Source organism: Allobosea sp. Root670, from assembly GCF_001429415.1.
Lineage (GTDB): Bacteria > Pseudomonadota > Alphaproteobacteria > Rhizobiales > Beijerinckiaceae > Allobosea > Allobosea robiniae.
This window is the reverse complement of sequence record NZ_LMJU01000004.1, coordinates 16,497-41,730: the sequence shown is the minus strand read 5'-3', so window position 1 is coordinate 41,730 and position 25,234 is coordinate 16,497. Positions and strand designations below refer to the sequence as shown.

28 protein-coding genes and 3 pseudogenes are annotated in these 25,234 nt (G+C 62.7%); 16 read left to right on the top strand and 15 right to left on the bottom strand.

The window, feature by feature from the left end; translation table 11 throughout:
- Nucleotide 1 precedes the first annotated feature (1 nt).
- Nucleotides 2-2,530 carry an HWE histidine kinase domain-containing protein gene (locus tag ASE61_RS07760; protein WP_061966323.1) on the bottom strand — a complete coding sequence of 843 codons (2,529 nt, stop codon included), beginning with the start codon at nucleotides 2,528-2,530 and terminating at the stop codon, nucleotides 2-4.
- Nucleotides 2,527-3,075: a biliverdin-producing heme oxygenase gene (locus ASE61_RS07755; protein ID WP_061966322.1), complete on the bottom strand. Its 549-nt coding sequence runs from the start codon at nucleotides 3,073-3,075 to the stop codon at nucleotides 2,527-2,529. Before ASE61_RS07755 ends, ASE61_RS07760 begins: the two co-directional genes overlap by 4 nt.
- A gap of 182 nt (nucleotides 3,076-3,257) precedes the next feature.
- Here ASE61_RS07755 and ASE61_RS07750 point away from each other — a divergent pair, with 182 nt between their 5' ends.
- Together ASE61_RS07750 and ASE61_RS07745 are read left to right on the top strand one after the other, a co-directional pair.
- Nucleotides 3,258-4,490: a putative DNA modification/repair radical SAM protein gene (locus tag ASE61_RS07750; protein WP_061966321.1), complete on the top strand. Its 1,233-nt coding sequence runs from the start codon at nucleotides 3,258-3,260 to the stop codon at nucleotides 4,488-4,490.
- Nucleotides 4,487-5,926, top strand: coding sequence for a UdgX family uracil-DNA binding protein (locus tag ASE61_RS07745; protein ID WP_061966320.1), 1,440 nt, complete (start codon nucleotides 4,487-4,489; stop codon nucleotides 5,924-5,926). Before ASE61_RS07750 ends, ASE61_RS07745 begins: the two co-directional genes overlap by 4 nt.
- A gap of 135 nt (nucleotides 5,927-6,061) precedes the next feature.
- On the opposite strand, the gene ASE61_RS07740 is transcribed toward ASE61_RS07745, so the two are convergent.
- The gene (locus tag ASE61_RS07740; protein ID WP_061966319.1) at nucleotides 6,062-6,349 is read right to left on the bottom strand and encodes a hypothetical protein; all 288 of its coding nucleotides are present in this window, start codon (nucleotides 6,347-6,349) and stop codon (nucleotides 6,062-6,064) included.
- 349 nt (nucleotides 6,350-6,698) lie between these two features.
- On the opposite strand from ASE61_RS07740, the gene ASE61_RS27380 reads away from it, so the two are divergent.
- The 3 genes from ASE61_RS27380 to ASE61_RS07730 all read left to right on the top strand — a co-directional run bounded on the left by ASE61_RS27380 (nucleotide 6,699) and on the right by ASE61_RS07730 (nucleotide 8,153).
- Nucleotides 6,699-6,824: a hypothetical protein gene (locus ASE61_RS27380; RefSeq protein ID WP_274532850.1), complete on the top strand. Its 126-nt coding sequence runs from the start codon at nucleotides 6,699-6,701 to the stop codon at nucleotides 6,822-6,824.
- Between the two features lie 316 nt (nucleotides 6,825-7,140).
- Nucleotides 7,141-7,809, top strand: a complete 669-nt coding sequence (locus ASE61_RS26775; protein WP_061966318.1) for a peptidoglycan-binding protein — start codon at nucleotides 7,141-7,143, stop codon at nucleotides 7,807-7,809.
- Nucleotides 7,806-8,153, top strand: coding sequence for a L,D-transpeptidase (locus ASE61_RS07730; RefSeq protein ID WP_061966317.1), 348 nt, complete (start codon nucleotides 7,806-7,808; stop codon nucleotides 8,151-8,153). The genes ASE61_RS26775 and ASE61_RS07730 overlap by 4 nt, the downstream gene beginning before the upstream one ends.
- A 234-nt stretch (nucleotides 8,154-8,387) precedes the next feature.
- Here the strand turns inward: ASE61_RS07730 and ASE61_RS07725 are convergent.
- The 4 genes and pseudogenes from ASE61_RS07725 to ASE61_RS07710 all read right to left on the bottom strand — a co-directional run bounded on the left by ASE61_RS07725 (nucleotide 8,388) and on the right by ASE61_RS07710 (nucleotide 10,134).
- Nucleotides 8,388-8,821: pseudogene (locus ASE61_RS07725) on the bottom strand (pyridoxamine 5'-phosphate oxidase family protein).
- Nucleotides 8,822-9,150: 329 nt separating this feature from the next.
- Complete coding sequence (locus ASE61_RS07715; RefSeq protein ID WP_061966315.1) at nucleotides 9,151-9,378, bottom strand: hypothetical protein; 228 nt, start codon at nucleotides 9,376-9,378, stop codon at nucleotides 9,151-9,153.
- Between the two features lie 155 nt (nucleotides 9,379-9,533).
- Entirely contained in the window at nucleotides 9,534-9,740 is a 207-nt protein-coding gene (locus ASE61_RS26335; RefSeq protein ID WP_156407012.1) for a hypothetical protein, read from the bottom strand.
- A 190-nt stretch (nucleotides 9,741-9,930) separates the two neighbouring features.
- Complete coding sequence (locus ASE61_RS07710; RefSeq protein ID WP_061966391.1) at nucleotides 9,931-10,134, bottom strand: DUF3606 domain-containing protein; 204 nt, start codon at nucleotides 10,132-10,134, stop codon at nucleotides 9,931-9,933.
- A gap of 219 nt (nucleotides 10,135-10,353) precedes the next feature.
- Here ASE61_RS07710 and ASE61_RS07705 point away from each other — a divergent pair, with 219 nt between their 5' ends.
- The gene (locus tag ASE61_RS07705; RefSeq protein ID WP_061966314.1) at nucleotides 10,354-10,605 is read left to right on the top strand and encodes a hypothetical protein; all 252 of its coding nucleotides are present in this window, start codon (nucleotides 10,354-10,356) and stop codon (nucleotides 10,603-10,605) included.
- A gap of 1 nt (nucleotide 10,606) precedes the next feature.
- Here the strand turns inward: ASE61_RS07705 and ASE61_RS07700 are convergent, their stop codons facing one another.
- From ASE61_RS07700 to ASE61_RS07690, 3 genes are all read right to left on the bottom strand, one after another.
- Nucleotides 10,607-10,957 (bottom strand): SemiSWEET family sugar transporter, encoded by a 351-nt coding sequence (locus ASE61_RS07700; protein WP_061966313.1) that lies wholly within the window; start codon nucleotides 10,955-10,957, stop codon nucleotides 10,607-10,609.
- Nucleotides 10,954-11,211 (bottom strand): hypothetical protein, encoded by a 258-nt coding sequence (locus tag ASE61_RS07695; RefSeq protein WP_061966312.1) that lies wholly within the window; start codon nucleotides 11,209-11,211, stop codon nucleotides 10,954-10,956. The genes ASE61_RS07700 and ASE61_RS07695 overlap by 4 nt, the downstream gene beginning before the upstream one ends.
- Before the next feature lie 297 nt (nucleotides 11,212-11,508).
- Nucleotides 11,509-11,697, bottom strand: coding sequence for a hypothetical protein (locus tag ASE61_RS07690; protein WP_061966311.1), 189 nt, complete (start codon nucleotides 11,695-11,697; stop codon nucleotides 11,509-11,511).
- A 266-nt stretch (nucleotides 11,698-11,963) separates the two neighbouring features.
- On the opposite strand from ASE61_RS07690, the gene ASE61_RS07685 reads away from it, so the two are divergent.
- The 4 genes and pseudogenes from ASE61_RS07685 (at nucleotide 11,964) to xth (ending at nucleotide 14,341) form a co-directional block, all read left to right on the top strand.
- The gene (locus tag ASE61_RS07685) at nucleotides 11,964-12,488 is read left to right on the top strand and encodes a cupin (protein WP_061966310.1); all 525 of its coding nucleotides are present in this window, start codon (nucleotides 11,964-11,966) and stop codon (nucleotides 12,486-12,488) included.
- 172 nt (nucleotides 12,489-12,660) lie between these two features.
- Nucleotides 12,661-12,900, top strand: coding sequence for a DUF2171 domain-containing protein (locus ASE61_RS07680; protein ID WP_061966309.1), 240 nt, complete (start codon nucleotides 12,661-12,663; stop codon nucleotides 12,898-12,900).
- A complete protein-coding gene (locus ASE61_RS07675; protein WP_061966308.1) occupies nucleotides 12,900-13,541 on the top strand; it encodes a dienelactone hydrolase family protein in 642 nt (213 codons plus the stop codon). The genes ASE61_RS07680 and ASE61_RS07675 overlap by 1 nt, the downstream gene beginning before the upstream one ends.
- Before the next feature lie 23 nt (nucleotides 13,542-13,564).
- A pseudogene (gene xth / locus ASE61_RS07670) lies at nucleotides 13,565-14,341 on the top strand (exodeoxyribonuclease III).
- A 148-nt stretch (nucleotides 14,342-14,489) separates the two neighbouring features.
- On the opposite strand, the gene ASE61_RS07665 reads toward xth, so the two are convergent.
- From ASE61_RS07665 to ASE61_RS07655, 3 genes are all read right to left on the bottom strand, one after another.
- On the bottom strand, nucleotides 14,490-14,693 hold the full coding sequence (locus ASE61_RS07665) for a CsbD family protein (protein WP_061966307.1): 204 nt from the start codon (nucleotides 14,691-14,693) through the stop codon (nucleotides 14,490-14,492).
- A gap of 46 nt (nucleotides 14,694-14,739) precedes the next feature.
- Nucleotides 14,740-15,141, bottom strand: coding sequence for a PRC-barrel domain-containing protein (locus tag ASE61_RS07660; RefSeq protein WP_061966306.1), 402 nt, complete (start codon nucleotides 15,139-15,141; stop codon nucleotides 14,740-14,742).
- A gap of 233 nt (nucleotides 15,142-15,374) precedes the next feature.
- Nucleotides 15,375-15,791: an Lrp/AsnC family transcriptional regulator gene (locus tag ASE61_RS07655; RefSeq protein ID WP_061966305.1), complete on the bottom strand. Its 417-nt coding sequence runs from the start codon at nucleotides 15,789-15,791 to the stop codon at nucleotides 15,375-15,377.
- Between the two features lie 327 nt (nucleotides 15,792-16,118).
- On the opposite strand from ASE61_RS07655, the pseudogene ASE61_RS07650 reads away from it, so the two are divergent.
- Together ASE61_RS07650 and ASE61_RS27545 are read left to right on the top strand one after the other, a co-directional pair.
- Nucleotides 16,119-17,345 (top strand): annotated as a pseudogene (locus tag ASE61_RS07650) (M20/M25/M40 family metallo-hydrolase); the annotation flags it as partial.
- A gap of 94 nt (nucleotides 17,346-17,439) precedes the next feature.
- Complete coding sequence (locus tag ASE61_RS27545; RefSeq protein WP_413813528.1) at nucleotides 17,440-17,550, top strand: hypothetical protein; 111 nt, start codon at nucleotides 17,440-17,442, stop codon at nucleotides 17,548-17,550.
- Between the two features lie 29 nt (nucleotides 17,551-17,579).
- Here the strand turns inward: ASE61_RS27545 and ASE61_RS07645 are convergent, their stop codons facing one another.
- Complete coding sequence (locus tag ASE61_RS07645; RefSeq protein WP_061966303.1) at nucleotides 17,580-18,461, bottom strand: alpha/beta fold hydrolase; 882 nt, start codon at nucleotides 18,459-18,461, stop codon at nucleotides 17,580-17,582.
- 321 nt (nucleotides 18,462-18,782) lie between these two features.
- Between ASE61_RS07645 and ASE61_RS26330 the strand changes: the two genes are divergently transcribed.
- The 4 genes from ASE61_RS26330 to paoC all read left to right on the top strand — a co-directional run bounded on the left by ASE61_RS26330 (nucleotide 18,783) and on the right by paoC (nucleotide 22,994).
- Entirely contained in the window at nucleotides 18,783-19,055 is a 273-nt protein-coding gene (locus ASE61_RS26330; RefSeq protein ID WP_156407011.1) for a hypothetical protein, read from the top strand.
- Nucleotides 19,056-19,242: 187 nt separating this feature from the next.
- Nucleotides 19,243-19,836 (top strand): aldehyde dehydrogenase iron-sulfur subunit PaoA, encoded by a 594-nt coding sequence (gene paoA, locus ASE61_RS07640; protein WP_061966390.1) that lies wholly within the window; start codon nucleotides 19,243-19,245, stop codon nucleotides 19,834-19,836.
- Nucleotides 19,833-20,783 (top strand): FAD binding domain-containing protein, encoded by a 951-nt coding sequence (locus ASE61_RS07635; RefSeq protein ID WP_061966302.1) that lies wholly within the window; start codon nucleotides 19,833-19,835, stop codon nucleotides 20,781-20,783. Before paoA ends, ASE61_RS07635 begins: the two co-directional genes overlap by 4 nt.
- A 3-nt stretch (nucleotides 20,784-20,786) precedes the next feature.
- Nucleotides 20,787-22,994 carry an aldehyde oxidoreductase molybdenum-binding subunit PaoC gene (gene paoC / locus ASE61_RS07630; protein WP_061966301.1) on the top strand — a complete coding sequence of 736 codons (2,208 nt, stop codon included), beginning with the start codon at nucleotides 20,787-20,789 and terminating at the stop codon, nucleotides 22,992-22,994.
- Between the two features lie 233 nt (nucleotides 22,995-23,227).
- On the opposite strand, the gene htpG is transcribed toward paoC, so the two are convergent.
- Nucleotides 23,228-25,123, bottom strand: coding sequence for a molecular chaperone HtpG (gene htpG, locus ASE61_RS07625; protein ID WP_061966300.1), 1,896 nt, complete (start codon nucleotides 25,121-25,123; stop codon nucleotides 23,228-23,230).
- Between the last annotated feature and the right edge of the window lie 111 nt (nucleotides 25,124-25,234).

Sequence of the window (25,234 nt, the reverse complement as noted above, 5' to 3'; positions counted from 1 at the left end):
GTTACGCGACGCCCGGAAGCCTGCGCAGCGCTGCCTCCAGCGAAGCAAGGTTGTAGGGCTTGCGCAGTGTCATCGCCTCGGCGACGCCGAGGATGGCGAGGTCGTCGTAGCCGGTCGCGAAGAGGAAGGGCACGCCGAGTTCGCGCAGGCGGTTGCCGATCGGCTCGGAGGTTTCGGAGCCGAGATTGACGTCGAGGATCGCGAGGTCCGGCACCGTCCGGCCCAGGAACGAGAGGGCCTCGGAGACATTGGCGCAGACTTCCATTTGGCTCGCTCCGAGGGTCGCCAGCATGTCCTCGCAATCCATCGCGATGATGAACTGGTCTTCGACCAGCAGAACGCGCCCACCTTCCAGTGGCCGGCCGGGCTTGCCCTTGACCGGCACGGGAGGCTCCTCGGGAAATGCGGCATCCTCGGTCCAGCGGACGAATTTGGCGGGGATGCAGAGCTTCGCCGTGACGCCCTCCGGCTCGAATGACAAGTCGCTGCGGCCGCCGAGATCGTAGGGAATGCTGCGATCGATCAGGATGCTGCCGAAGCCTTGACGCGATGGAGGGGCGACGGGCGGCCCGCCCCGCTCCCGCCAGACGATCTCGCAATCCCCGCCGGCATTGGCCGACCAGTCGACCATGAGCTCGCCGGTCTTGACCGACAAGGCTCCGTATTTGGCGGCGTTGGTGATCAACTCATGGATCACCAGAGCGACGACCGAGAAGGCGCGGGCGTCGAGCGAGACGGACGGCCCGCGAACCGTGATCGTGCCGCCGCTTGTCCGATAGGGCGAGGCTTCCGCGTTGACGAGGTCGAGCAGCGATCCGCTCGCACGCATGGCCTGGTCATGGGCAATGGCGAGCGCCTCGATCCGCCCCTTGAGCGAGGTGACATAGGCCTCGATCGTGGCGCCCTCCGCGAGCGGATGGGCGACGATCGACTTGATCAGCGCGAGGATGTTCTTGACCCGGTGATTGAGCTCCTGATTGAGCATCTTCTGGCGGATCTCGGCCTTGTTGCGCTCGTCGGCCAAGAGTTCGCTCTGCCGCAGCACGACCTCGATCAGTGTCCGGCGCGCCGATTCCGCAAGCTCGCGCTCCACCGGCGTCCAGATCTTGGAATGGCCGGCGACCGTCTCCTTCCAGACGGCAAAGCTCTGCCGTGGCGTGAGGCGGTCGCCATGCGGGCCGGTCGCATAAGTCTTGTTGGGGTCGCCGCCCCATTCAATCGTGTGGACCAGCTCCTTGCGGAAGAAGAAGAGGTAGTCGCGCGGAAGCTGGGAGAGCGGGATGGCGAGCATGCCGGCGAACGCATCGGCATAGGCGCGCGCGGCCGGGAGCGCCTCGCCCAGTGACGTCGTAGCCCAGATCCGCCCGTCGCAGACCGATCCGGCGAAGGCGGCCAGTTCCTCCGCGAACGCGGCCGGGGGCGCGCTGCCTTCGCTCCGCCATTCGCCATTCACCCAGACGCCGACGCCGTCGCTTTCGACGAGATTGCGGAACTCGGCGAGGTGCTGGCCGAGGAAGCTCGAGGCATCCGTCACATGGGCGGCAGACGAGAGCAGGCCGTTGAGGAAATCCCGCGCCTTCTCGGCGGCGAGCAGCATCTGCTTCTGCGTCAGGGCACCGAGCTGGAGCGCGAAGAACTCGCCGAAGATCTCCGCCGCGATCCGGCGGTTCATCGAGAGCGAGCGAGGGCTGTAATGATGACAGGCGATCAGGCCCCAGAGCGCGCCGTCGACGATGATCGAAACCGACATCGAAGCCGAGACGCCCATGTTGCGCAGATACTCGCAATGGATCGGAGAGACGCTGCGCAGATGCGCATAGGACAGGTCGAGCGGCTCGCCCGCTGCATCGAGCACGGGCATGATCGGGAAGCGCTCGCCGCTCGAATCCGAGACGACGCGGATTGGGTTGAGGAGATAGAGCTGCCGCGCCTGCTGCGGAATGTCGCTGGCCGGAAAATGCTGCCCCATGAAGCTTTCGAGGTCGGGGCGCTTGGCCTCGCTCACGACCTTGCCCGAGCCGTCGGGCGCGAATTGGTAGATCATCACCCGGTCGTATTGGAGCACGGCCCGGAGCAGGCGCGCCGCATTCTTGATCAGCTGGGCCGGATTCGTCACATCCGAGAGCCGGCCGACCAGCGTCCGGGCGAATTCGAGCGGCGAACTCGGGCCAGCCGGGACGCTCTCCTCGAATTCGATGATCGCGTTGCCCTTGAAGGCATGGATCGAGATGTCGAACTCGCGATCCAGCGCGGGAAGACGATAGCGGGGCATCAAGCCGGCCCGGGAAGGCACGCCGGAACGCGCGAGCGCGTTGCGCATCTCATGGACGACCGGCCCGCCGAGAACCTCTTCGAGACGGCGACCGACGAGCTCGAACTCGCCGAGGCCGAGGAAGGCGCTGGCATTGCTGGAATGGCGCCTGATCGTCACCGCCTCGGCATCGCACACGATCATGCAGCCATGCGGCTGGACGCTGCCGGGGATATGGATCGGCTCGCGATCGCAGTTCGTCAGATCAACAGTCGTCATGCGGGAGAGAGTTCTTCCGAGGTGAAGGCCTGGATGGCATGCACGAAGACCGCCCTGCCCGCTTGAGCTGCGGCACCCCATGCCTGCCGGTCGAGCCCTTCGAGCGCGACCAGCAGCGTTCGCCAGCTGTCGAGGGAGCCGGCTTGCGCCGAAAGGTAGCGCGCTCCGTAGTCAGGCCCGAATCCCAGAGCACCCACTCCCTTCACCAGCACGCGCGCCCCCAGGGCGGAGCCTTCGAGAACATAGGCAGCCCCCAGGAACGCAGCCATGTCATTTGACAGATGGAACGGCTCGGCCGCGGGAAGCGGGAGCGCCATATCGGCGAGATCGGCCTCCAGCTCCGGCAGAAGTTGGCGCGGCTGCCAGGAGGAGAGGCGTGCGGCATCGGCGTTCAGCAACGCGGCCTCGACCGGCGCGCGATGGCGGAAAGTGCCCTGCAGAAACCGGGCATACGCGGCACGGTTCGAAAAAACGCCGACGATGGCATCCAGTTCGCGATGAAGCTCGCTCGTCTCGTCGCGCAGGAAACTTCTGATCTCAATCATTGCGTCGGCATCCAGAATTGTTCCGCATCAGCATTGCTATAACCCGATATCGACGGAATCGGCGCTGTTTTCATTGCGGATTTCCCTGTCGCCTCGATCCGCCCAGCATTCTTATCCAACGGATCGGCTTGAAACCGGGCCAAAATCGCCTTAAGAACATAGAGTGAACAAAAGGAACGGCGATGGCACAGCTCACGGCCCTGGAGAAGCTCGAAATCCTCAGCGACGCCGCGAAATACGACGCTTCCTGCGCGTCGAGCAGCACCACGAAGCGGGATTCGCGCGACGGGAAAGGCCTGGGTTCGACCACCGGTTCCGGGATCTGCCATTCCTATGCGCCGGACGGCCGCTGCATCTCGCTGCTCAAGATCCTGCTCACGAATTTCTGCAGCTTCGACTGCGTCTTCTGCATCAACCGCTCGTCGAGCAATGTCCGCCGCGCCCGCTTCTCGGTCGAGGAAGTCGTCGCGCTGACCCTGAATTTCTACCGCCGCAATTATATCGAAGGCCTCTTCCTGTCCTCGGGCATCATCCGCTCGGCCGATTACACGATGGCGGAACTGGTTCGAGTGGCCGAAACGCTGCGCCGGCAGCACCGGTTCCGCGGCTATATCCATCTCAAGCTCATCCCGGGCGCGAGCCGCGACCTGATCGAGCGCGCGGGGCTTTTCGCAGACCGGGTGTCGATCAATGTCGAATTGCCGAGCGAGGCGGCGCTCGCACGCTTCGCTCCCGAGAAACAGGCGGGCGAGATCAAGAGCGCGATGGGTGGCCTCAAGCTGAAGATCGATGAGGCGCGCGAGGAACGCGACAAGAGCACCAAGGCTCCGGCCTTCTCCCCGGCGGGGCAGAGCACGCAGATGATCGTCGGCGCCGATGGCGCGAGCGATTCCGCGATCCTGAAGCGCAGCGCCTGGCTCTATGGCAGCTTCGGCCTGAAACGCGTCTATTACTCGGCCTTCAGCCCGATCCCCGATGCTTCCAGCCAGTTGCCGCTCCAGCCGCCGCCGCTGATGCGCGAGCACCGGCTTTATCAGGCCGACTGGCTGACGCGCTTCTATGGTTTCGAGACCGAGGAAATCCTCGGGCATGGCGAGATGCTCGATCTCGATATCGATCCCAAGCTCGCCTGGGCATTGCGCGAGCGCGGCCGCTTCCCCGTCGACGTGAACCGGGCCGATCGCGAAACCCTGCTGCGGGTTCCGGGTCTGGGTACGCGCAGTGTCGATCGCATCCTGGCCTCGCGACGGTTCCGCCGGCTCAGGCTGGAAGATGTCGGTCGGCTGACTCGATCGCTGGCGACGATCCGGCATTTCATCCTGGCGGAGGGCTGGCGGCCGGGCAGCGGCCTCGATGCCCAGAACCTGCGATCCCGGCTGATGCCGCGACCGCGACAATTGACGCTGTTCCCGTGATCGCCGCCCGGCTGAACGGGCCTGCCGATTTTGCCGGTTGGCGCCGCGAAGCGCGTCGGCTGGCGCTGGCCGGCATCCCGCCGGAGGCCGTCGCCTGGCTGACGGCCGAGGACGATGCCGGATTGTTCGCGATTGAAAGCGTTGCGCCGGCTGATGCCGGCGCCGCACTGACCGTACCTCGTCGTTTCATCGAGCTTGCCGAAAGCGTCATCTGCCATCGGGACGCGGGCCGTTTTGTCCTGCTGCACCGCCTGCTGCTGCGTTTGCAGGAGGAGCCGCGCTTGCTCGACAATGCAGCCGACGCGGACGTCGCACGCGCCGAGGCGATGGCCCGCTCGGTACGCCGCGACCTGCACAAGATGACGGCCTTTGTCCGGTTCCGCGCCGTGTCGGGCGCGGACGAGGACGGCCCCTTCATCGCCTGGTTCGAACCGGAGCATTTCATCCTCGAACGAGCCGCGAGCTTCTTCACGGCACGCTTCGGCGCGATGATCTGGTCGATCCTGACACCGCAGGGGTCGCTGCACTGGGACGGGGTAGCTTTGCAATACGGTCCAGCCGCCAGCAAGGCCGATGCGCCGGACGGCGATGCCATGGAAGACTATTGGCTCACCTACTACGCCAACATCTTCAATCCGGCCCGCCTGAAGCCGAAGGCGATGAAAAGTGAAATGCCGGTGAAATACTGGCGAAACCTGCCTGAGGCCGAATTGATTGTACCTCTGATCGCGAGCGCCGCCCGGCGAGCAGAGGATATGGTGATGCGCGCGCCGACGCAGCCGCCCGAGCGGCATGTCAGGCAGCTTCGGCATCGCCCCGAGTTGCCGACCGAAGATTCCGTGATCACGTCCTGGCAGGATGCGGCCGCTGCGGCGCAACGCTGCAAGCGCTGCGAGCTTCATTGTCACGCCACGCAGACGGTCTTTGGAGAAGGTCCGCTGGATGCACCCGTTGTCTTCGTCGGCGAACAGCCCGGAGATCAGGAGGATCTTGCCGGCCGGCCTTTCGTCGGGCCCGCAGGGCAGGTTTTCGACCGGGCGATGCAGGAAGCCGGTCTCGATCGTGCGCGCGCCTATGTCACCAACGCGGTGAAGCACTTCAAGTTTCAGCAGCGCGGCAAGCGCCGCATCCACGAGAAGCCCAATGTCGGGGAGATCAAGGCCTGCCGCTTCTGGCTCGATCTCGAATTGCAGTTCGTGAAACCACGCCTCGTCATCGCGCTCGGCGCCAGCGCCCTGCGATCGCTGACGGGGCATGCCGGTTCGCTGGCCAGCGCGCGGGATCGCGAGCTCGCGCTCGAAGACGGCACGCCGCTGCTGGCCACCGTCCATCCTTCATTCCTGCTGCGTCTTCCGGATGAAGAGGTGCGATCGCGCGAACATGCCCGGTTCGTCGCAGACCTCACTCGCGTTCAGCAACGTATATTCCGGCATTGAGCAATATCGGGGAGGCCTATACGGCCAACCGGACGGCTTTCTTTTTTGCCTTCGATTGGAGGCGAGCAGCGGTTGTTGTGGCTGCTCCCGATTGGCGGCAGCCGGGCTTCAGCATTGGTTGTCGTTGCAGCGAAGCTACCGCTTGCGCCATTTCGCCAGGCGGCCGGCCAGTGCCCGGAAGCCGGCTGGTTTCGCTGGCTTGACCATATTGCGGGGTGCTCCCTGTCCTGCTTCCTCCATCACATCGCGGTAGGCTCTTTCAGCTTCCGGCGTGAACTGGACTTGCGCACCCACACGTTGCGCCATGCGCCGAGCGATTTCGAAAGAGTGCTTGATGTCGTCGGATCGGCCATACTCGGCACCCGTCACGTCGCGAAAGCCCCACTCCGTATCGATGCGGCACAGCGTCAAGATTTGAACCATTGTCGTTCCTGAGCGAGACGGCATTGAACGCCGCGAAGAAGCCGAGGTTCCCGCCGCTACTATCAGTGCAGGAAACTGGCCGCCGGGTTCATGGTCTTCACAAATCCAGTCTGTCTTATCGGTGGCATCGGAGCAGCCACGAAGAACGGAACCTCCGGTCGAAGCCGGCGTTCACCTGTCTCTCGTTTCACCTCGGCACCAAACTCGCCCCGGCAGCTCGACTGGCGGGGCTTTCTTGTTCAGGCTTTGCCGCGGATCCAGTCTATCGCGCCCGACCAAGCGCGGCTGTTTCCGGGTCCTGGGTCGCAACGACGAGTTTCCGCCCTGCATAACGCAACATGGCGGAACCATGGCGAGGTTGAAGCTGTTGCTTGCCCAGCATCGGGAGGAGCACATCATGGGCTTGCTTGAGATCAGCGTCGTTCTGGCCTGCGCTTCGGCCTTTGGCTTCTACATAGCAGACCCGCTGGAATAAGATTACAGTCCGGACTGCATTGCGCCCCTCGCCGATACCGGCTCAATCAGTTCGACGATGTCGAAACTATCGGTCTTCTCGGTCGGAGCACGCCAAGAGCTTACCTTTTTGCGAGGATCAGGCGCAGCAGGTCGGGTATTGGGATGTCTGATCAAACTGAGTTGACGCATCCCATAGTCGCATCCGGGAAACCAGTTCCGCGAAATCGGCGTAGCCAACCTTCCCGCGGCAGCTTTTTGCCCTCGCTGCTGGCCTCGGTTGCACCGTCGCGGAACTCAGGAACAAGCCATCGCGTTGCCGCTGCACGAATCGAGCGATGGTGAGGGCCGTGCCGCGACCCAATTTGAAGCTGCTAAAGTTCTTCTCGGCAGCGATGTTGTATGGATGCGTGTCGCTGGTACCATCCGCCGCGCAAGCCTTGACTGCTGACGATGAGAACCAAGCCGGTCGCCCGGCCGCCATAAAAAGCAAGGTAAAGCGCCCCAACCCGTCGATCATCAAGGCTCAGGTCCTGCTGGCGCGTCAGGGCGTTTCTCCCGGAGAGATCGACGGGCTGGACGGCGCGAACTATCGGAAGGCCATCGACCAGTTCCGCCGCCGCGAAAATCTCGGAAATGGCGAGATTATTGACGCTGCAACCTGGCGGGCGCTCAAGGGGGATAGCAGTACAGACCTTATCTCGAGTTACGAGGTGACCAAAGAGGATATCAAAACCCAGTTCGTCAGGCGCATTCCTCACGACTACGCTCGACAAGCGCGGATGAAACAGCTCGGCTACCGGAACGCACAGGAGATGTTTGCCGAACGATTTCACATGAGCGAAGGCCTTCTCAGGGCATTGAACTCGCGGGCGCATTACGGAGGCGCCACGAGGCTCTCCACGTTGTCTCGATTGGACGAACTCGGCCTGGGGATGGAGCAGCGTCGATCGAGGCCGATAAAGCGAACGGGGTGGTTCGGGCTCTGGATGCGACCGGAAAGGTGATCGCCATATACCCGGCCACCATCGGCAGCGAGGAAACTCCGTCGCCGGAGGGCGATTACCAGGTGATGAGGATCGTAAAGAACCCGGCTTATCACTACGATCCGGTCAAGAACTTCCAGCAGGGAAAGAACAAGCGCCGGCTGGTGCTTCCAAGGGGACCCAACAACCCAGTAGGGACAATCTGGATCGAACTATCGAAACCGACCTTCGGCATTCATGGTACGCTGGAACCCTCGCGGATAAGCAAGGCCTCGTCGCATGGCTGTGTCCGGCTCACCAATTGGGACGCCGAGGAATTGGCACTCTTGACCCGGCCCGGCACGACCGTTCGATTCCTGCAATAGGCGGAGCTATCGCGGCTGCGGACCTCCCCTATGCGTGGCGACACAAGTGCTCGCAGATCCTGCGATCGATGAGACGATTCGATTTCGCCCGAGGCTCCAGGCTCCATAAAGGGCCTTGGTTGCACGAACAGATTGCGCGACGTCATCGACTTCGATCTGCGCCCCGTCTAGCGCGGTACAGTTATAATCGAGCTCCATCGGAGCGCCATTTTCTCGATTACGCAGCGCAAGCCGTCAAATCTCAACCTCTCCTTCCTCCTCGCCATCCCAATAATGGACCCGGGACGCATGCACTCTCAGCAATACGATACCAGGAGTCTCGATTCCTTGGGGAACCAACGTTCCATATCATCGACCCAGTGCTCCTCGAAAGCGAGGCGGTCTTTGGTCAGACTGGCCTTGCCTTCGACCGCGATGAAGATTCCGGGTTTGCCAAGCAGGCTCTTGTTGCCGGCGAAAGTCAGCCCGACCGGATCGTTAGCTTGGACATCCTGAATGAACCGGGCGCTGTCATAGGCAAAGAACCAGGAATCACCGTCGTATTCGACGTCCCGGTTATTGCTCATGGGGCGACTCGACAGCCTTCCACCGTCGGTCACGGTCGTAAGCATACAGAAGTCGATATCCTTCATCTTCTCCGCGATGTCGCTGAGGGTAAGCTCGCCCATCTTTTTCTCCGAGGTGAGTATCAGTCTTCGTGGAGATCGAACGGGCCGGCGCGAGGCATGTTCCGCCAGGCCGAAAGAACGCTTCTAGGGCAGATTAGCTGGGAGGGGGCAGTTGCTAGGCAGGGTGTCCAATAGCGTGCCATTCGCAAACCTCCTCGCGGCAATCCGGGCAGCAACTTGGTCCTCAAACGACCTGAGGCTTTTGGAAATCTCGCGGAGCTCGCTTGCTTCGACCGAGCCCTCGGCCGCACCGAAGAGTTCTTCAAAGCGCTTTAGCGCTCGGGCGAGGTCGTCGAATGTTCTGATCCTGTACATCGAGACACCGCGGGCTAAAGCGTCCCTCCGTCGCGATCGACTTCGGCTTTCGCAAGAAGTAGCCCCGCTGCCGTGAGCATCGCTTGGGGCGGAACCATTTCCTCCTGGTGATGCCATTCGACATAGTCGAGAGAACAGCCGGAGCAATCCATCAGCGTCGCGATCCACTCGCGACCGGGGAAAGCCGCATTCATGCGAAGCGCGCGCTCGCAACCATTCGTGATCGGCTCGGAGGGATCCATACTGTGCTCCTTGCGTCGCCATTCGAAAGCCCAAGTCACGGAGGAACTTCACGGGTGTCGCTACCGTTCCGAAGATGCGTGGCCCCTTCAGTGTCGCGCCTGAAACCGCGCAGGAGGGGACTGGCAGCTGCCGGTCCCCTCTTCCGTTGATGAGTTCAGTGAATCTGCTGATGCTCCATCTGCTCCAGATTTGCGCGGTCCAGCAGACCTTCGAGCTGAGCGAGCTGTTGTGGAGCCAAAACGAGCTCTAAACGCTGTCCACCGGCGCAATGCATGGCGATGACAGCGCCATCGGCTCCGTCCGGGCTGACCACGAGCTTCGTGATTTCGAGAACCTCGTAGCTATGCGTTCGCGCTGTCACGACGCTCCCTCCCGGCGCGGCGGCCGTTGGGGCGACACCGGCCGCGCGTCGGGACGCGAGCGGTTTTTATGCTCCCACTGATCGACGAAGTGCTCTATGATGCCGACCCTCGGCTTGGTTATACGAATGCGAGTCGATCCATCGTCGATGATCCACTCGTCGCCGTCGCGGCGAATCTCGATTGTCGCACTCACTGCTTCGGTCCACTGGCAAGCATCGACTGGCGAAGCTCGGTTTCAACCGCATCTGCAGAAGCACCAACCTCGCGCAACGCGAATTCAAGCTGAGCCTTCGACGGCTCCAACTTGTCGGTACAATACTGAACCTCGTAGTCCTCGCTCAGATTGATCTGAGAGCGGTTCTGGGGGCTTCGATGTGTCATGTCGTCCGCCATCGTCTCTCCCATCTCGAAATTTAATCGACAGGAGCGCCTCAAGTTCCAACGCACTTTTCCGCGTAACAACCTCCAGTTTCGGAACCTTTTTTAGCCTCGTGCGTAAATGCCTGCGGGTTTCGGAGCGGGCCATGGATGAGCCGGTTTTCGTCGCAGTTGGGATGATGGCGGTGGCAATACTGGCTTGGTACGCCTCTCAGGTTTGGGACTTATAACCTCATGCTCCGATCTACTGAGCCGAACCCCTTCGCCATTCTGGAGGATGCCGATGCGATCGCACGGGCGACGTCAGCATGGGAAACAGCGTGGAGCTATGTTGAGCAAGGTGTGCCGCCGGATGATCGCGAGCGGCAAAGCCAGCGCATGAAGTTTGTCATCGCCTCTGTAGCGTTGGGCACGCAGGACACCAGAGAGATGGCCAACAAGGCGATTCAGCGGTTTCTTGCAGAAGCCCGCACACGACATCCCTAGATCATCGGGCCGCCGGCTGGAGCTGGCGGCGCTGGTTGGCCCAGCATGCCAGCTGTGAGGAGGACGGATCGATTTGATCCGCTACGGCGTCCTTCTGTTTACGGGGTAGGAGCGTCATCATGAGGATGAAAGCGGAAATAGCGAAGCAGATGCTATTCGTTAGAATGAGAGGCCATTCACCCAGGCCCAGGCCGTAAGCGGTCCATAGAGCAAAACCCGTGACGGTGAAGCCGTATGTCACCGGAGATATTGCCCGGGTATCGCGCGTCCTGACGATCCGCCAAGCCTGAGGCACGAAACTGATTGTCGAACACAGCGCCGCAAATGTGCCAACGACCGCGATCCAGTTCATCGCAGCCGCTTATCCGACAAGCGACGAGCGTTTGCCCGCACCTTGCGCCGAAACCCACGAACAATAGCTATCGGTGCCGTGCCCGTTGCGGCCTTCAAAACGGCCTGCTGACCTACCGTGGCTTTTTCGTCGACCATCCTCACGGCCTCTCGTTGCGCGGCCGAACCACCCTTCGTTAATTCAATCCCGCGCAGCCACATGACCTGCTGCGCCTCGAATGCAAGCATCGACATCTCGAAAAACAGCTTAAACATCCGCAAACTCTTTTTCGGCAGGTTTGCGTGACGTTCTGCGATTTCGACGCGGCCGAGAGGTCGAGCTGCGCGCAGTCCCTTCTGAGCCAGCCTTCGGCGAAATATCCCTTGCGCGCGAAGCCCGCGCTTCCAGATTGAGCCGATACAAGCTGTATCCGACCGCCCCAGCAAGGATCACCGGCGTGGGCAGTCTGATTGCCAGTAGCGTCAATGGAACAGCAAATCTCTCGGGGATTTCGCCTCGCTCGACGTTTCGAGCGATCCAGGCCCCCGCCAAACTGGAGAATGCAGCCCGGATCATTTCGTTTCCTCTGTCGCACCCGGCGTGATCGGAACCTGCTCGGCAACAGGGTCGCTCGCCGGAAAGGTATCCTTCAGTGCCCTCTCCAGCTTCTGATCAGGGGTCAGTTCTCGCTCCTCCCTGCGCTGAGTTTTCTGTTCCTGGCGCAGGCTCTCAACTGCAGGGTTGTGCTCTTTATTCTCCATGGATGCCTCCTCGGCCGTTTGACGGAGTGGAGACTGAACGCTGCGCCCCCACCCTCGTTCCGTGGCAGCTCGCCGATCGCCAAATCAACGCCTGGTCTTTCCGAAGCCGATGCCCACAACCTCACCTCCCGATCGACAGGCAGCTAGGTGTCGTCATGGCACCCGCTGCTTTCCGCGATCGGCCCCTAGCTAGGGCCAGCTGACGCGGGAACGCCCGTTGGCACATCGGAGTTCAGGAGGCTTCTTGCTTCTCTGGAGATGCTGCCATGACCCGGGTTACGGTGACCGCCTTGCATTTCGAACCGCGGGGCTTCGTTCCGAATAATCTCAGGTTGCCGGTCCTCATCTACGAAAAGGCGTTCGATCCTGCGGCGATCGGTGACCTCGCCACGTTCATGGAAAAGCGCTTTCAAGACAACGGATGGCCGCCACAGTGGCGAGATGGGATTTACGATTTCGAGCACTATCACGCGGAAGGGCATGAGGTTCTCGGTATAGCAACCGGAGCGGCCGAACTGGTTCTTGGCGGAGATGGCGGCCGTGAGATCAGGGTGGAAGATGGCGACATCCTGGTGCTGCCCGCGGGGACTGGGCATCGGCGGCTCAAGCAGAGTGAAGATTTCCTCGTGGTCGGCGCATACCCGCCCGGCCAGGCTGGAGATATCGTTCGTGAGGAGGCGTCGCCTGCGATGAAACAGAGGATTGCCCTCTTGAGCTATCCACCCAAGGACCCGGTTCTGGGGGATGAGGGTCCGATGCTCCGCCTCTGGGCGAAGACCAGCATCACTTGATGTTCGCGAATGGCGGTCTTGCCTCTCGGCTGACATGTGACGAAGCGCGCGAAATCGACCCGCTGTGCCGTCGCTAGCTCTCCTTCTATGTGTCTTCGCCACGTCGGCACAGTGGAACTTCGGTGCCAGACGGTCCGTTGCCGTTCCATGACGTTCGGAAGGAGAGCAACGCATGATGTTCGTAGAGCAAATCAAGGAAGGCCAGCGTGTCATCGGCTCCGACGAAGGACATGTCGGAACCGTCGATTCTTTGAGTGGCCAGCTTATCAAGCTGAAGAAGAATGATCCCGAGTCGGGAGGAGCCCATCATTACCTCGACCTGGCGCTCGTCGTTGCGCTCGATGACGATACGATCAAGCTGATCGTCCCGGCCGCTGAAGCCAAGGAGAGATGGTCGGAGGCGGCCGAGTAATGGACCGACGCCATTTCGTTGCTGGAGCCGGCGCGACCATCGTCGCTGGCCCCGCTCAGGCGAGCGTCGCAGTCGACCGCTTCGGTCCGAGCGTTTCCGGAGGCAGCGTCATCCTCCTCTATGGTTCGGACGGTCTGACGAATAGTGGCCGATATCAGTTTGCCGCGAACATGATCGCGGGAGCTGGCTACAATGTCCTGCACCCGCGGTACTTCGAGGCCACCGGCGATCAGCGGGCCCGCTACGGCGAAATCAAAAGCAAGTTTCCGGTCTGGCTGGAAGCGATCGAGACGATCACGGGCGATCAGCAGGCCCGTTTCGCCGTTGTCGGCTTTTCGCTTGGCGGCGCATTGGCCTTGGCTCTGGCGGCGCGCGATCGCAGGATCAAAGCCGTTGTCGACTTCTTCGGATTTCTGCCGCCGGGCCTGGAGCGAGCTTCGCTGCCCCCTACGCTTATTCTGCATGGGGATGCTGACCGAGTGGTGCCAGTGTCCAACGCCGAAGCCATCGAGAGACTGGTCAAGAGCAATGGGGGCTCTGTCCAGAGCCATATCTATCCCGGCGAAGGACATGGCCTGTCTCTGGCGAGCTGGCCCGACGCGATCGCGAGGACGCAAGCATTCCTGCGCGAGCACCTCTGACAAGCGTGTTGGAGGAGCCTTCGTTGAAGATCGCGACCTATAATGTGAATGGCATCAATGGCCGGTTGCCTGTTCTGCTCCGGTGGCTGAAGCAGGACCATCCTGATGTCGTGTGCCTGCAAGAGCTTAAATGCTCAGACGACCGCTTTCCCGAGCGCGAGCTGCAGGAAGCCGGCTACGCGGCGGTTTGGCACGGTCAGAAGAGCTGGAATGGCGTCGCGATCCTCGCAAGGGGCGGACCGCCGGTCCTGGCGCGCCGAGGATTACCGGGGGATCCTGACGACAGCCATAGCCGCTATATCGAGGCGGCGGTCAACGGCGTACTAATTGGCTGCCTCTATCTTCCCAATGGGAATCCCGCCCCCGGCCCCAAATTCGAATACAAGCTCCGCTGGTTCGACCGGCTACTAAGCCATGCAGACGAGCTTCTCTCGTACGGTGTGCCGATCGCGCTCGTAGGCGATTTTAATGTCATGCCAACGGAGCTCGACGTTTACGCCCCCGAACGGTGGCGAGATGACGCCCTCTTTCGTCCAGAAGTCAGAAACGCCTTTGCCGACTTGATCAATTAGGGTTGGACGGACGCCGTCAGGCACCTTCACCCGAGAGAGCGCATCTACACGTTCTGGAAGTACTGGCGGAACTCGTTCGAACGTGACGCCGGCCTTCGCCTCGACCACCTCCTGCTTAGCCCTACCCTGGCGCCGCGGTTGAAATCCGCGGAGGTCCGACGGTCGCCGCGAGGCTGGGAGCACACGAGCGACCACGCGCCGGTGATGGTCGATCTTCTGCCGGCATAGGCTTGGGTGCGCCAGAGCTTTCACCGTTTCACAGGCTCTCAACACAATGCCCGGCCCTTAACGCGCGAAAGCCCGGCCCACTGGAAAGGGCCGGGCTTCCTCACGCGGCGAGCATACGCTGGGCAGCGAGGGGCTCAGCCGTCGGTGATCACCATGTCTGGCGATTGTACCAGGTGTCGACGTCAGTCTTCACCTTGTCCTTCTCGATGCCGTAACGCTCCTGGATCTTGCCTTCGAGCTGATCGCGCTTGCCGGCGATGACGTCGAGATCGTCATCGGTCAGCTTGCCCCACTGCTCCTTGACCTTGCCCTTGAGCTGCTTCCAGTTTCCTTCGACGCGATTCCAGTCCATCGGGACCTCCATCAGTCTTGAGTTGCGGATAAAGGCGAACGGCGCGTTAGCGCTTCCAGCGGCCTTCGTACTTGAACTCCGGCGCGGCCTTCAGGGCATCCTTGGTCGTGTCCATGGTCGCGGACCACTTCTTGTCGTTCTCGGAGTAGACGACCTTCACCGCGGGCGGCGCGACGACGACGTAGCGCTCGCCGATACCGAGGAAGCCACCCACCGAAAGGATCAGCCCGGACAGGCTGCCATTGGAAACGACGAGATCCTTGATCTCACCGACGTTGTCCTTGGCGTTATTCTGAACGTTCAGGCCAATGAGATTGCTGCTGAGAACGTCCGTCGGCTGCGCCTTGATATAGACTTCACGCGCAGTAGTCGTCGCAGTCTGAGCATAGGCCATGCTACCTCCGAAGATCGTCGAGGTAACAGCGAGGGCGACGAGCATTTTACGCATATTAGAATTCTCCAGACATATATCCCAGCCGTCTCCACAACTGATCTAGAGCTCCAATGTTCCTACCGGAACATTGAGGATCAAAAACGGCCACGCTAGCGCGTGAGCTCGATCGGTCGGGGTGAAACAGGAAAAGGGCACCCAACAGTGATCCTGACTGCTTCCTCCTCATATCGAGCGCCCGTGCTCGAGCTGCCGCCACTCGCGCCACTCCCAGCAATGAGCCCTGCTTGCTACGCTGGACCCAGGAGGATGTGCGTTTCGGATTTCGAGATGCCTTCCATAATCCTGATGCCGCTCACCAGCCGGTTGAACGCGGGCATGTCCGCGACCTCGATTTCCGCTACGAGGTCCCACAGACCGTTCGTAGTATGAAGCCCTGAAAATCCCGGGTTCTTCCGCAAGGCCGCTACAACGCTCTTCACGTTGCGCCCCTCCAACTCGATCATCATGACACCGCGTATTCGATCGGTGGATTCCATCTCCTTCAGCCGCACCGTGAACCCGGCAATGATCCCGCTCGCGAGCAAGCGATCCATCCGGGTTTGAACGGTGCCGCGGGCGACGCCGAGAAGCTTGGCCAATGTCGGAACCGTGGATCGGGCATTGACCCGAAGTTCAGCGATCAGGCGGTGGTCGAGGTCGTCCATCGAGTTGCCGATTCAGGCAGTTGATCTGTCGATTTCGACAGTATCAGCTTCATATCGAACGAACACGTCGTTCTTCCAGAATGAGAGATCGCGTAACGTCGCGCCGAGCTCTGCCGTGGAGGAAACATCGCCGTGGAACACGATCTGAAGCCGGAGTTCGGACCCCGCGTTCGAGAACTTTCGTGTCGACTGGTCGGCTGGGGGAGCGAAACCGGAACTCCCGGCGAAGCAGTGTTTGGAGAGAGGCTGGCTGGCCTCCTGCGCGAACTGCCCTATTTCCGCGATCATCCGGATCAGGTCCGCCTTGTCGACAGCCATGGCGATCCGATGACCCGGAGCGTGGTTGCCCTCGTTCGAGGGAAAGGAGCGCGGACGCTGGCGCTGGCCGGGCACTATGACGTCGTTTCGATCGAGAACTATCGCGAGCTCGGGCCGCTGGCCTTCAAGCCGGATGAACTCCTGGCGGCTTTGATCGCGGACCTCAAGAGCAGGCCGTTGAACCTCGTCGAGCAACGAGCCTTGGAGGACTTCGACAGCGGCGCGTTTCTGCCGGGGCGGGGCATGCTCGACATGAAGAGCGGGATTGCCGCCGGCATCGCCGTCCTGGAGTCCTTCGCCGCGGAACTGGATCGGTCAGGGAATCTACTTCTCATCGCGACGCCCGATGAGGAGAGAGGCTCCAGGGGCATGAGAAGCCTTCGGGACGCGCTTCCCGGCATCGCCCGCGAGTTCGGCCTCGATATCCAGGCGGGCATCAACCTGGATGCGACGAGCGACCAAGGAGACGGCGATGAAGGTCGCGCGATCTATCGAGGGACCATCGGCAAGGCGCTGCCGTTTGCTCTTATCATCGGGCATTCCTCGCATGCGGCCTATCCGTTCGAGGGCGTGAGCGCGCAGTTGATTGCGTCGGAGATCGTCAGGGCCGTGGAAGCTAACCCCGCGCTGTGCGACACGGGCGAGGGCGAAGTATCTCCACCACCGATCTGTCTCGAGGCCAAGGATTTGCGGGGCGGCTACGAGGTGACCACGCCTGAGCGGGTCTGGCTCGGCTTCAACTGGCTTTCGCACAAGTGGACGGCACCGGAGCTGCTCGACCTCTTTGAACAGAAGGTCCGCGCCGCAGCAATCGAGGCCATTGAGAATTTCAACCGTCAAGCGCAAAGCTACGCGACGATGCTCCGGACCCGGGAGCCAGCCGCCCCCAGTGCCGCAGTCATTTCGGCGGCGGATCTACTGGAACGTATCGAGCGTGTCAGCGGTCTCGACGCCTTGGCCAGGGTTCGCGCTATCGAGACTGCCTGGCTGGATTCAGACGATCCCTTGGCGCAGACGCGCGCGGTCGTCAGTGCGATGGTCACGGAAGCCGGCTTGGTTGGCCCTGCCATCGTCTACGGGCTCAGCAGCCTCGTGTATCCCGCCACCCATCTGGCGAGAGTGGACGACCATGCTGGTTTTGCCGCCGCGATCGAAGCGGCGCGCCGGGCTCAGGAGGAAACGGGGCGTCCGCGTCCGCCAATCAAGTACCGCGAGTATTTCACCGGCATCTCGGATATGAGCTTCCTCGGTCACCGGCCGCCGGAAGCCGAACGAGACCTGATCGCGGCCAACACCCCGATCGCTTCGCTCGTCGACCGGGCGGGTGCGGATGCGCTTGTGTTTCCTGTCGTCAACATCGGGCCATGGGGACGCGAATTCCATCAAAGGCTGGAGCGCGTTTATGCGCCCTACGCCTTCGAGGAGCTGCCGAGATTCCTGAGGGAGATCGTCCGGCAATTTCTGCGGTAGTCACACCCGACCTGCAAACTGCTCAGGGGCGCGGAAAAACGCATCGAGAGCGTGCGCGAGCGCCTCGGGGGCTTCCTCCGCCATATGATGTCCGCTCGGGATCGATGCGCCGCGAATGTCGTCGGCCCATCGCTTCCAGACCCCTACGACATCATCATAAAGGTCCGGCAGATCATCTCGTTCCGACCAGAGAACCAGGAGCGGACACTGAAGTTTGCGTCCATCGGCGAGGTCCTCGCGATCGTGCTCGACGTCGACGGTTAGGCCCGCCCGGTAATCCTCGAGCATCGTGTGAATGGTGCTCGGGTCCGAAACGGCGCGGGCAAAGTCCGTAAAGTTCTCTTGCGCCATCGTTTCGGCGCAGCCGCCATACCAAGCCAGTGGGTCGGCTCCGATCGCGCGCTCGGGCTTCTCCGGCTGGGCGTAGAAGAACCAGTGCCACCAGCGGCGGGCAAACTCCTCGCGACAACGCTCCAACGCCTCCAGGATTGGGACGCCATCCAGAACGGCCAGCTTGCTAACGCGACCGGGGTGGTCCATCGCCATGCGAAATGCGACGTACGAGCCTCTGTCATGGCCGGCGACGCTGAAGGTTTCGTAGCCGAGTCCGTTCATCAACTCGACGAGGGCGAGCGCCTTTGCGCGCTTCGACGAGTTTGCATGGTCCGGCTGGTCCGCAGGCTTGAACGAACTGCCGAAGCCCGGCAGATCGGGGCAAACCAGCGTAAAGCGCTCCCCCAAGTGCTCGGCGACCTTATGCCATGTCGTATGGGTGCGCGGATGGCCGTGCAGCAGCAAGAGCGGCGGGCCGCTGCCGCCCAGGCGAAACCGGATCGATCCCCCGGTGACCCGAGCCGCACCCAGCTTGAACCCCTCGAACATCCGAACGCCTCCATCGCTTGCGGCCGCGTCCATCGTGAAGCGGCACTCCCGGGAACCGATCCTTCGACCGATCCTTCGACCGATCGTTCCGGAATCCGATCGCGGCGGTTGCCGCCGGGCTGGCGAAAACCGGGAACTGTAAGATGCGTCAGGAAGGATTCGAGTGCGAAGCGTGCGGGTCGGCAAGCGTGTGCATTCCCCGTGACCTCATGCCCAACAGTGAGGTGCGCTGTAGCGGGTGCATGCGGCCGCTGGCGACCTGGGCGGATTACCGGGCCACGATCGCGGCGTTGCCATGCGTGATTTCGCGGCGATCAGGACTTGTTGTCGGCGCTCGATTCAAAGGGGTCTGCGACGAGCCTGTCTTTTGCTCGAGTCGGCGTGGAAGCCGTCCGCGGCAGTTCGGCGGAAAGCCGCGGACTGACCATGGGAATTTACACGGTCTTTCTTGATATTGCGATGGCAGCCGGAAGTCCGGCGTTGGGTTGGATTGCGGGCAAAGCCGGAATACAGGCAGCATTCCTGGTCAGCGCCATCGTGACTTTCTCGGCGGCCGGAATAGCTCTTCGCTTGAACCGGCTCCCTGCTGCTTGATCGGAGCATATCGCTGCGGCTGGCGAATTCGCGCGAGCGGTATTTTAGAACCGGAATGAACTAGGCGCCGCTTCGCCGGTTCTTCTCGCCATGCATCGCAGCGCGGCGGATCGGCCGGGTGCATCTGCAACCAGCGGAGGCGGATATGCCAACTCCAGGAGGATTCCCATTGAACAGGCGCGACCTCATGGCCGGCGCAGGAGCGTGTGCGGCCTTGCCCTCCCTTCCCGGATCGCCGCGCGCCCAGCCTGCGCCGATCGGCCAACCGGCGATGGCCAGGGTGGCGTTCGAGGTGAACGGCGACGTCCGGACGCTCGAGCTCGACACCCGGACCACGCTGCTCGACGCCTTACGGGAGCATCTTCACCTCACTGGAACCAAGAAGGGGTGCGATCACGGCCAGTGTGGAGCCTGCACGGTGATCGTCGACGGCCACCGGATAAACGCGTGCCTGACGCTGGCGGTGATGCATCCAGAAGCCAGGATCACGACCATCGAAGGCCTGGGGAGCATCGATCGGCTTCATCCGATGCAGGCCGCATTCGTGAAGCATGACGGCTTCCAGTGCGGCTATTGCACGCCCGGCCAAATCTGCTCGGGCGTGGCCATGCTCGAAGAGATCGAGTCGGGGATCCCGAGCCACGTGACCTCGGATCTGAACGCGCCGGCACAGGTGTCGGAGGCGGAAATCCGCGAGCGCATGAGCGGCAATATCTGCCGCTGTGGAGCATATTCGAACATTGTCGAGGCTATGCTCGAGGTTTCGGGGAGGCGCGCATGAGAGCCTTCACCTATGAACGGGCTGAAACGCCAAAGGCGGCGGCCGCCGCTGCGGCGGGCAGGCCGGAAGCGAAATTCATCGCGGGCGGGACCAACCTGCTCGACCTGATGAAGCTGCAGATCGAGACCCCGACCCATCTCATCGACGTCAACCCGCTGAAGCTCGATAGGATCGAGCCGACGGCCGAGGGTGGATTGCGCATCGGCGCCCTCGTTCGCAATACCGCTCTTGCTGCAGACGAGCGGGTCCGTCGCGACTATGGCGTTCTGTCGCGGGCCCTGCTGGCCGGTGCCTCCGGGCAACTACGGAACCGTGCCACGACCGCCGGAAACCTCCTCCAGCGGACACGCTGCCCCTATTTCTACGACCCTGCCCAGCCCTGCAACAAGCGACGGCCCGGAAGCGGTTGCTCCGCCCTGGGCGGCTTCAGCCGCCAGCTCGGCGTGATCGGCGTCAGCGACGCCTGCATTGCCACCCATCCTTCCGACATGGCGGTCGCGATGCGCGTCCTCGATGCCCGGGTCGAGACGGTCAAACCGGACGGGTCGACAGGAACGATGGCGATCGCAGATCTCCATCGGCTGCCCGGCGACACTCCGCATATCGAAACGGCGCTGGAGAAGGGCGAGCTGATCACAGCGGTCACTTTGCCGAAGCCGGTCGGCGGCACCCAAATCTATCGCAAGGTTCGCGACCGGGCCTCCTATGCATTTGCCTTGGTCTCCGTGGCGGCGATCGTGCAGCGCGACGGGTCCGGCCGCGTAGCGCTCGGTGGCGTCGCACCCAAGCCGTGGCGAGTGGAAGAGGCGGAGGCGGAGCTGTCGCGCGGCGCCAAACCCGCGGCGGCGGCGCTGCTCGATGGCGCCAGGGCCACCAGGGAGAATGCATTCAAGCTGCCGCTGGTCGAGCGCACGCTCGGCGCGGTGCTGGCGCAAGCGAGGGCCTGAGCCATGAAATTCGACAAACCCGCCACGACCAATCCGATCGACGAGCTGAAGGTCGTCGGTCAGCCGCGCGACCGTATCGACGGCCCCCTGAAGGTTACGGGCGGTGCACGTTACGCCTACGAGCAGCACGATGTCGTCGCGAACCAGGCTTATGGCTATGTCCTGGGCTCGGGCATCGCGAAGGGGCGGATTGCGCTTCTCGATGCCGAGCCGGCCCGCAAGGCGTCCGGCGTCCTTGCCGTGGTCACTGCCGGGGAAGCGGGCAAGCTCGGAAAAGGGAAGAGGAATACCGCTCGTTTGCTCGCCGGCCCGGACATCGAGCATTACCATCAAGCTGTCGCGGTCGTGGTTGCCGAGACCTTCGAGCAGGCCCGCGCCGCCGCGAGCCTGATCCGGGTCGAGTACACCGAGATCGAAGGACGCTACGATCTGGAAGCTGCCCGAAGCGCTGCCTCCGAGCCCGAAGGCGACGATCCCAGCCTGGCCGATACGCGGGTCGGCGACTTTCCCGGCGCCTTCGGCGAGGCTCCGGTCAAGCTCGACGAGACCTACAGCACCCCGGACGAAAGCCATGCGATGATGGAGCCTCATGCCACGCTCGCGGCATGGGATGGCGACAAGCTTACATTGTGGACGTCGAACCAGATGGTCGCCTGGGCTGTCGCGGACATGGCAGCGACGCTCGCCATTCCCAAGGACAATATCCGCGTCGTCTCGCCGTTTATCGGCGGCGGGTTCGGCGGAAAGCTCTTCCTGCGCTCCGACGTGCTCCTGGCGGCGCTGGGAGCGCGAGCGGCGAGGCGCCCCGTCAAGCTCGCCCTTCAGCGGCCGTTGATGATGAACAACACGACCCACCGGCCGGCAACAATCCAGCGCATCCGGATCGGCGCGACCAAGGACGGAAAGATCACGGCGATCGGCCATGAGAGCTGGTCGGGCGATCTGGAGGGCGGCGGGCCCGAGCTTGCCGTCCAGCAGACGAGACTGCTCTATGCCGGCCCGAACCGCATGACCGCGATGCGTCTGGCCGTGCTGGATCTGGCCGAGGGCAACGCCATGCGCGCTCCGGGTGAGGCGCCGGGTCTCATGGCGCTCGAAATGGCCATGGACGAGATGGCCGAGAAGCTCGGCATGGACCCGATCGCCTTCCGCCTGCTCAACGACACGCAGGTCGACCCGGAGAAGCCGGAGCGGCCCTTCTCGATGCGCCGTCTCGGCGAATGCTTCAAGGTCGGCGCGGAGCGCTTCGGCTGGGACCGGCGTTCGGCGCGGCCCGGCCGGGTGCGCGACGGGCGCTGGCTGGTCGGGTGTGGCGTCGCCGCCGCCTTCCGCAACAACCTGGTGATGAAGTCGGCCGCGCGCGTGCGGCTCGAAACCGACGGCACGCTCACCGTCGAGACCGACATGACCGATATCGGCACCGGCAGCTACACCATCATCGGCCAGACCGCGGCCGAGATGCTCGGCGTCGAGCTCGGCAAGGTCGTGGTCAAGCTCGGCGATTCCCGTTTCCCGGTCTCCGCCGGCTCGGGCGGGCAATGGGGCGCCAACAGCGCGACGGCCGGCGTCTATGCGGCCTGCGTGAAGCTGCGCGAGGCGATCGCGCAGAAGCTCGGCATCAATTCCACCGAGGCGGTCTTCGCCGGCGGCGAGGTGCGTTCGGGCAATCGCAGCGTGCCCCTGGCGCGCGCCGCGCAGGACGCGCCGCTGCTGGGCGAGGACAAGATGGAATATGGCGACCTCGACAAGACGCACCAGCAATCGACCTTCGGCGCGCATTTCGTCGAGGTAGCGGTCGACGCGGCGACGGCCGAGACGCGGATCAGGCGGATGCTCGCGGTCTGCGCCGCCGGGCGCATCCTGAATCCAAAGACAGCGCGCAGCCAGGTGATCGGCGCGATGACAATGGGCGCCGGCGCCGCCTTGATGGAAGAGCTCGCCGTCGACACCCGCCGCGGCTTCTTCGTCAATCACGACCTCGCCGGCTACGAGGTGCCGGTCCATGCGGACATTCCGCATCAGGAGGTCGTCTTCCTCGACGAGACGGACCCGATGTCATCGCCGATGAAAGCAAAGGGCGTGGGCGAGCTCGGCATCTGCGGCGTCGGCGCCGCCGTCGCCAATGCGATCTACAATGCCACCGGCGTTCGTGTTCGCGATTATCCCATCACGCTGGACAAGCTCGTGAGCCGGATGCCGGACGCAGCATAGTCTCTGCCCTCGCAGGATAACCGGCTCGGAGCTTTCCCAAATGGGCGCCTGATCGATTGGTCTCGTTGACGATAACGTCGCGAAGCACGTCCTGCATCGGGCCAGAGCATTTCATGGCTGAGGGGGCAGCCTTGGATCGTCCAAGCGCCTGTTCTCGACGACTTCGTTATGTTTCTTCGAAACAGCACGACATAGTTGTCTGCCAGATTGAGCCACGCTCTGGCTTTGAGACGCTAGCTTAGCCCTCCCCTATCGCCGAAGCTTCGCGTCACCAGCCGGTTGAGCCTTTCAGCGAATGCGTTCGCGTTTGTCGGGCGATCGCCGTCCAGGACGCGCGCGGTATCCAGGAGCAGATGGGCGACGTCGCTACGCAACGCATCATCTTCGACAGACGCGAGGGCTGAGACCATCGCATGGCGCGGGTTGACCTCGAGGATCGGCTTGGCCTCGCTGTCGACCCGGCCGGCGGCGCTGAGCAAGCGTTCGAACTGGCGATCCGGCCCCTTGTCCGATGCAACAAGGCAGACCGCGCTCTCGGTCAATCGATCGGAGGTTCGGACGTCAGCGACCTCGTCCGCCAAGATCTCCTTCATCGACGCGAGCAGGGCGCCGATTGTCTCATCCGTTTCAGCGGAAGCAGGCGTTGCGCCGTCGAGCAGCGGGATGAGACCGAGATCGGCCGCACCTTGGGTCACGGATTTGAACGGCTTGCCTTCGAAATCCGGTGCTGCCGAGGCCCAGAAGCTGTCGATCGGATCCGACAGCAGCAGCACCTCGATGCCCCGCGCCCGGAAACCTTCGAGCTGCGGGGAGTTGGCGATCCGGGAGGCGTCGTCGCCGGCGATGTAGTAGATCGCGGTCTGGTTGTCCTTGAGCGCGCCGATATAGTCCTTGAGGCTGCGCGACTCTTCGCTGGAGGTTGTCGTCCGGAAGCGAGCGAGGCCGAGCAGCTGCTCGCGGCGCGCAAAATCCTCGTACAGTCCTTCCTTGATGACGACGCCGAAGTTTTCCCAGATCAGTCGGAAGGTGTCCGGTTCCTGTTCGGCCAGTTTCGCGAGATCGGCGAGGACACGGCTGGTGACGCCCTTCTTGATCGCACCGAGCAGTGGGCTGTCCTGGATCATCTCGCGGGAGACGTTGAGCGGCAAGTCGGCTGTGTCGACGATACCGCGAACGAAGCGCAGGTAGCGCGGCAGGAGTTCGGCTTCGTCCGTGATGAAGATGCGCTTCACATAAAGCTTGATCCGCCCTTTGCGGTCGGCGTCGAAGAGATCGAACGGACGCGCGCCCGGGACGAAGGCCAGCGCGGTATATTCGTGCAGGCCTTCCGCGCGAAAATGGATCGTGGCGGCGGGCTCGTCATATTGTCCCGCAACGCTGCGGTAGAAATCGGCGTATTCACTCTTCGTGATCTCGCTTTTCGGCCTGGTCCAGAGCGCGGCTCCGTCGGAGAGGGCGACCGCATCGGCACCCGGCTCCGTGATCAGCGAGATCGGAACCGGTACATGACCGGACTGTTCCTTGACGATGCGCTCCAGGGTCCAGCGCTCGGCATAGGACTTGGCCTCCTCCATCAGGTGAAGCGTCACGCGCGTCCCGCGGGACGGAGCCTCGTCCAGCGCCGCAGGCGCCACGGTGAATTCGCCCTTGCCGTCGGAAGACCAGGTCCAGGCTTCGGCGCTGCCGGCACGGCGGCTGACAACCTCGACCTTCTCGGCCACCATGAAGGCGGAATAAAAGCCGACGCCGAACTGGCCGATGAGCTGCGCGCCGTCCTTGCCATCAGCGGTTGCTACCCGCTCCATGAAGCTGCGCGTGCCGGAGCGGGCGATCGTGCCGAGAGCTTCGATCATCTCGTCATGGCTCATACCGATGCCGTTGTCGGCAATGGTCAGCCTGCCAGCCTCCGGATCGGCCGAGATGGTGATCGCGAACTTCGGGTCATCCCCCAGAAGCTCGGGGTTGCCGATCGCTTCGTAGCGCAGCTTCTCGCAGGCATCAGCTGCGTTCGAGATCAGCTCGCGCAGAAAGACGTCCCGGTCGGAATAGACCGAATGCACCATCATGTGCAGAAGGCGGGAGACGTCGGCTTCGAAGCTGCGATGCTCGGCTGTGGCGATCGTTGTCATTCGGATTTCTCGAATAGATTGGCAGCGGGGAGACTCTGGCAGAGAGCGATATCGCGCGGGACCGTGGCGAGCCAGCCTGTTTGCTGACGGCCGGGGGCTATAGAGGGCGAA

Coding starts and splice junctions, on each gene's coding strand:
- ASE61_RS07740 (WP_061966319.1), bottom strand. CDS start 6,349: ATGGTTCAAATCTTGACGCTGTGCCGCATCGATACGGAGTGGGGCTTT.
- ASE61_RS07760 (WP_061966323.1), bottom strand. CDS start 2,530: ATGACGACTGTTGATCTGACGAACTGCGATCGCGAGCCGATCCATATC.
- paoC (WP_061966301.1), top strand. CDS start 20,787: ATGAAATTCGACAAACCCGCCACGACCAATCCGATCGACGAGCTGAAG.
- ASE61_RS07660 (WP_061966306.1), bottom strand. CDS start 15,141: ATGCGTAAAATGCTCGTCGCCCTCGCTGTTACCTCGACGATCTTCGGA.
- paoA (WP_061966390.1), top strand. CDS start 19,243: ATGGCCGGCGCAGGAGCGTGTGCGGCCTTGCCCTCCCTTCCCGGATCG.
- ASE61_RS07695 (WP_061966312.1), bottom strand. CDS start 11,211: ATGTTTAAGCTGTTTTTCGAGATGTCGATGCTTGCATTCGAGGCGCAG.
- ASE61_RS07645 (WP_061966303.1), bottom strand. CDS start 18,461: ATGTTCGAGGGGTTCAAGCTGGGTGCGGCTCGGGTCACCGGGGGATCG.
- ASE61_RS07700 (WP_061966313.1), bottom strand. CDS start 10,957: ATGAACTGGATCGCGGTCGTTGGCACATTTGCGGCGCTGTGTTCGACA.
- ASE61_RS07685 (WP_061966310.1), top strand. CDS start 11,964: ATGACCCGGGTTACGGTGACCGCCTTGCATTTCGAACCGCGGGGCTTC.
- ASE61_RS07705 (WP_061966314.1), top strand. CDS start 10,354: ATGCTCCGATCTACTGAGCCGAACCCCTTCGCCATTCTGGAGGATGCC.
- ASE61_RS07680 (WP_061966309.1), top strand. CDS start 12,661: ATGATGTTCGTAGAGCAAATCAAGGAAGGCCAGCGTGTCATCGGCTCC.
- ASE61_RS07665 (WP_061966307.1), bottom strand. CDS start 14,693: ATGGACTGGAATCGCGTCGAAGGAAACTGGAAGCAGCTCAAGGGCAAG.
- ASE61_RS07690 (WP_061966311.1), bottom strand. CDS start 11,697: ATGGAGAATAAAGAGCACAACCCTGCAGTTGAGAGCCTGCGCCAGGAA.
- ASE61_RS07655 (WP_061966305.1), bottom strand. CDS start 15,791: ATGGACGACCTCGACCACCGCCTGATCGCTGAACTTCGGGTCAATGCC.
- ASE61_RS07715 (WP_061966315.1), bottom strand. CDS start 9,378: ATGGATCCCTCCGAGCCGATCACGAATGGTTGCGAGCGCGCGCTTCGC.
- ASE61_RS07750 (WP_061966321.1), top strand. CDS start 3,258: ATGGCACAGCTCACGGCCCTGGAGAAGCTCGAAATCCTCAGCGACGCC.
- ASE61_RS07675 (WP_061966308.1), top strand. CDS start 12,900: ATGGACCGACGCCATTTCGTTGCTGGAGCCGGCGCGACCATCGTCGCT.
- ASE61_RS27380 (WP_274532850.1), top strand. CDS start 6,699: ATGGCGAGGTTGAAGCTGTTGCTTGCCCAGCATCGGGAGGAGCACATC.
- ASE61_RS26775 (WP_061966318.1), top strand. CDS start 7,141: ATGGTGAGGGCCGTGCCGCGACCCAATTTGAAGCTGCTAAAGTTCTTC.
- htpG (WP_061966300.1), bottom strand. CDS start 25,123: ATGACAACGATCGCCACAGCCGAGCATCGCAGCTTCGAAGCCGACGTC.
- ASE61_RS07755 (WP_061966322.1), bottom strand. CDS start 3,075: ATGATTGAGATCAGAAGTTTCCTGCGCGACGAGACGAGCGAGCTTCAT.
- ASE61_RS27545 (WP_413813528.1), top strand. CDS start 17,440: ATGCGCTTGTGTTTCCTGTCGTCAACATCGGGCCATGGGGACGCGAAT.
- ASE61_RS07710 (WP_061966391.1), bottom strand. CDS start 10,134: ATGGCGGACGACATGACACATCGAAGCCCCCAGAACCGCTCTCAGATC.
- ASE61_RS07635 (WP_061966302.1), top strand. CDS start 19,833: ATGAGAGCCTTCACCTATGAACGGGCTGAAACGCCAAAGGCGGCGGCC.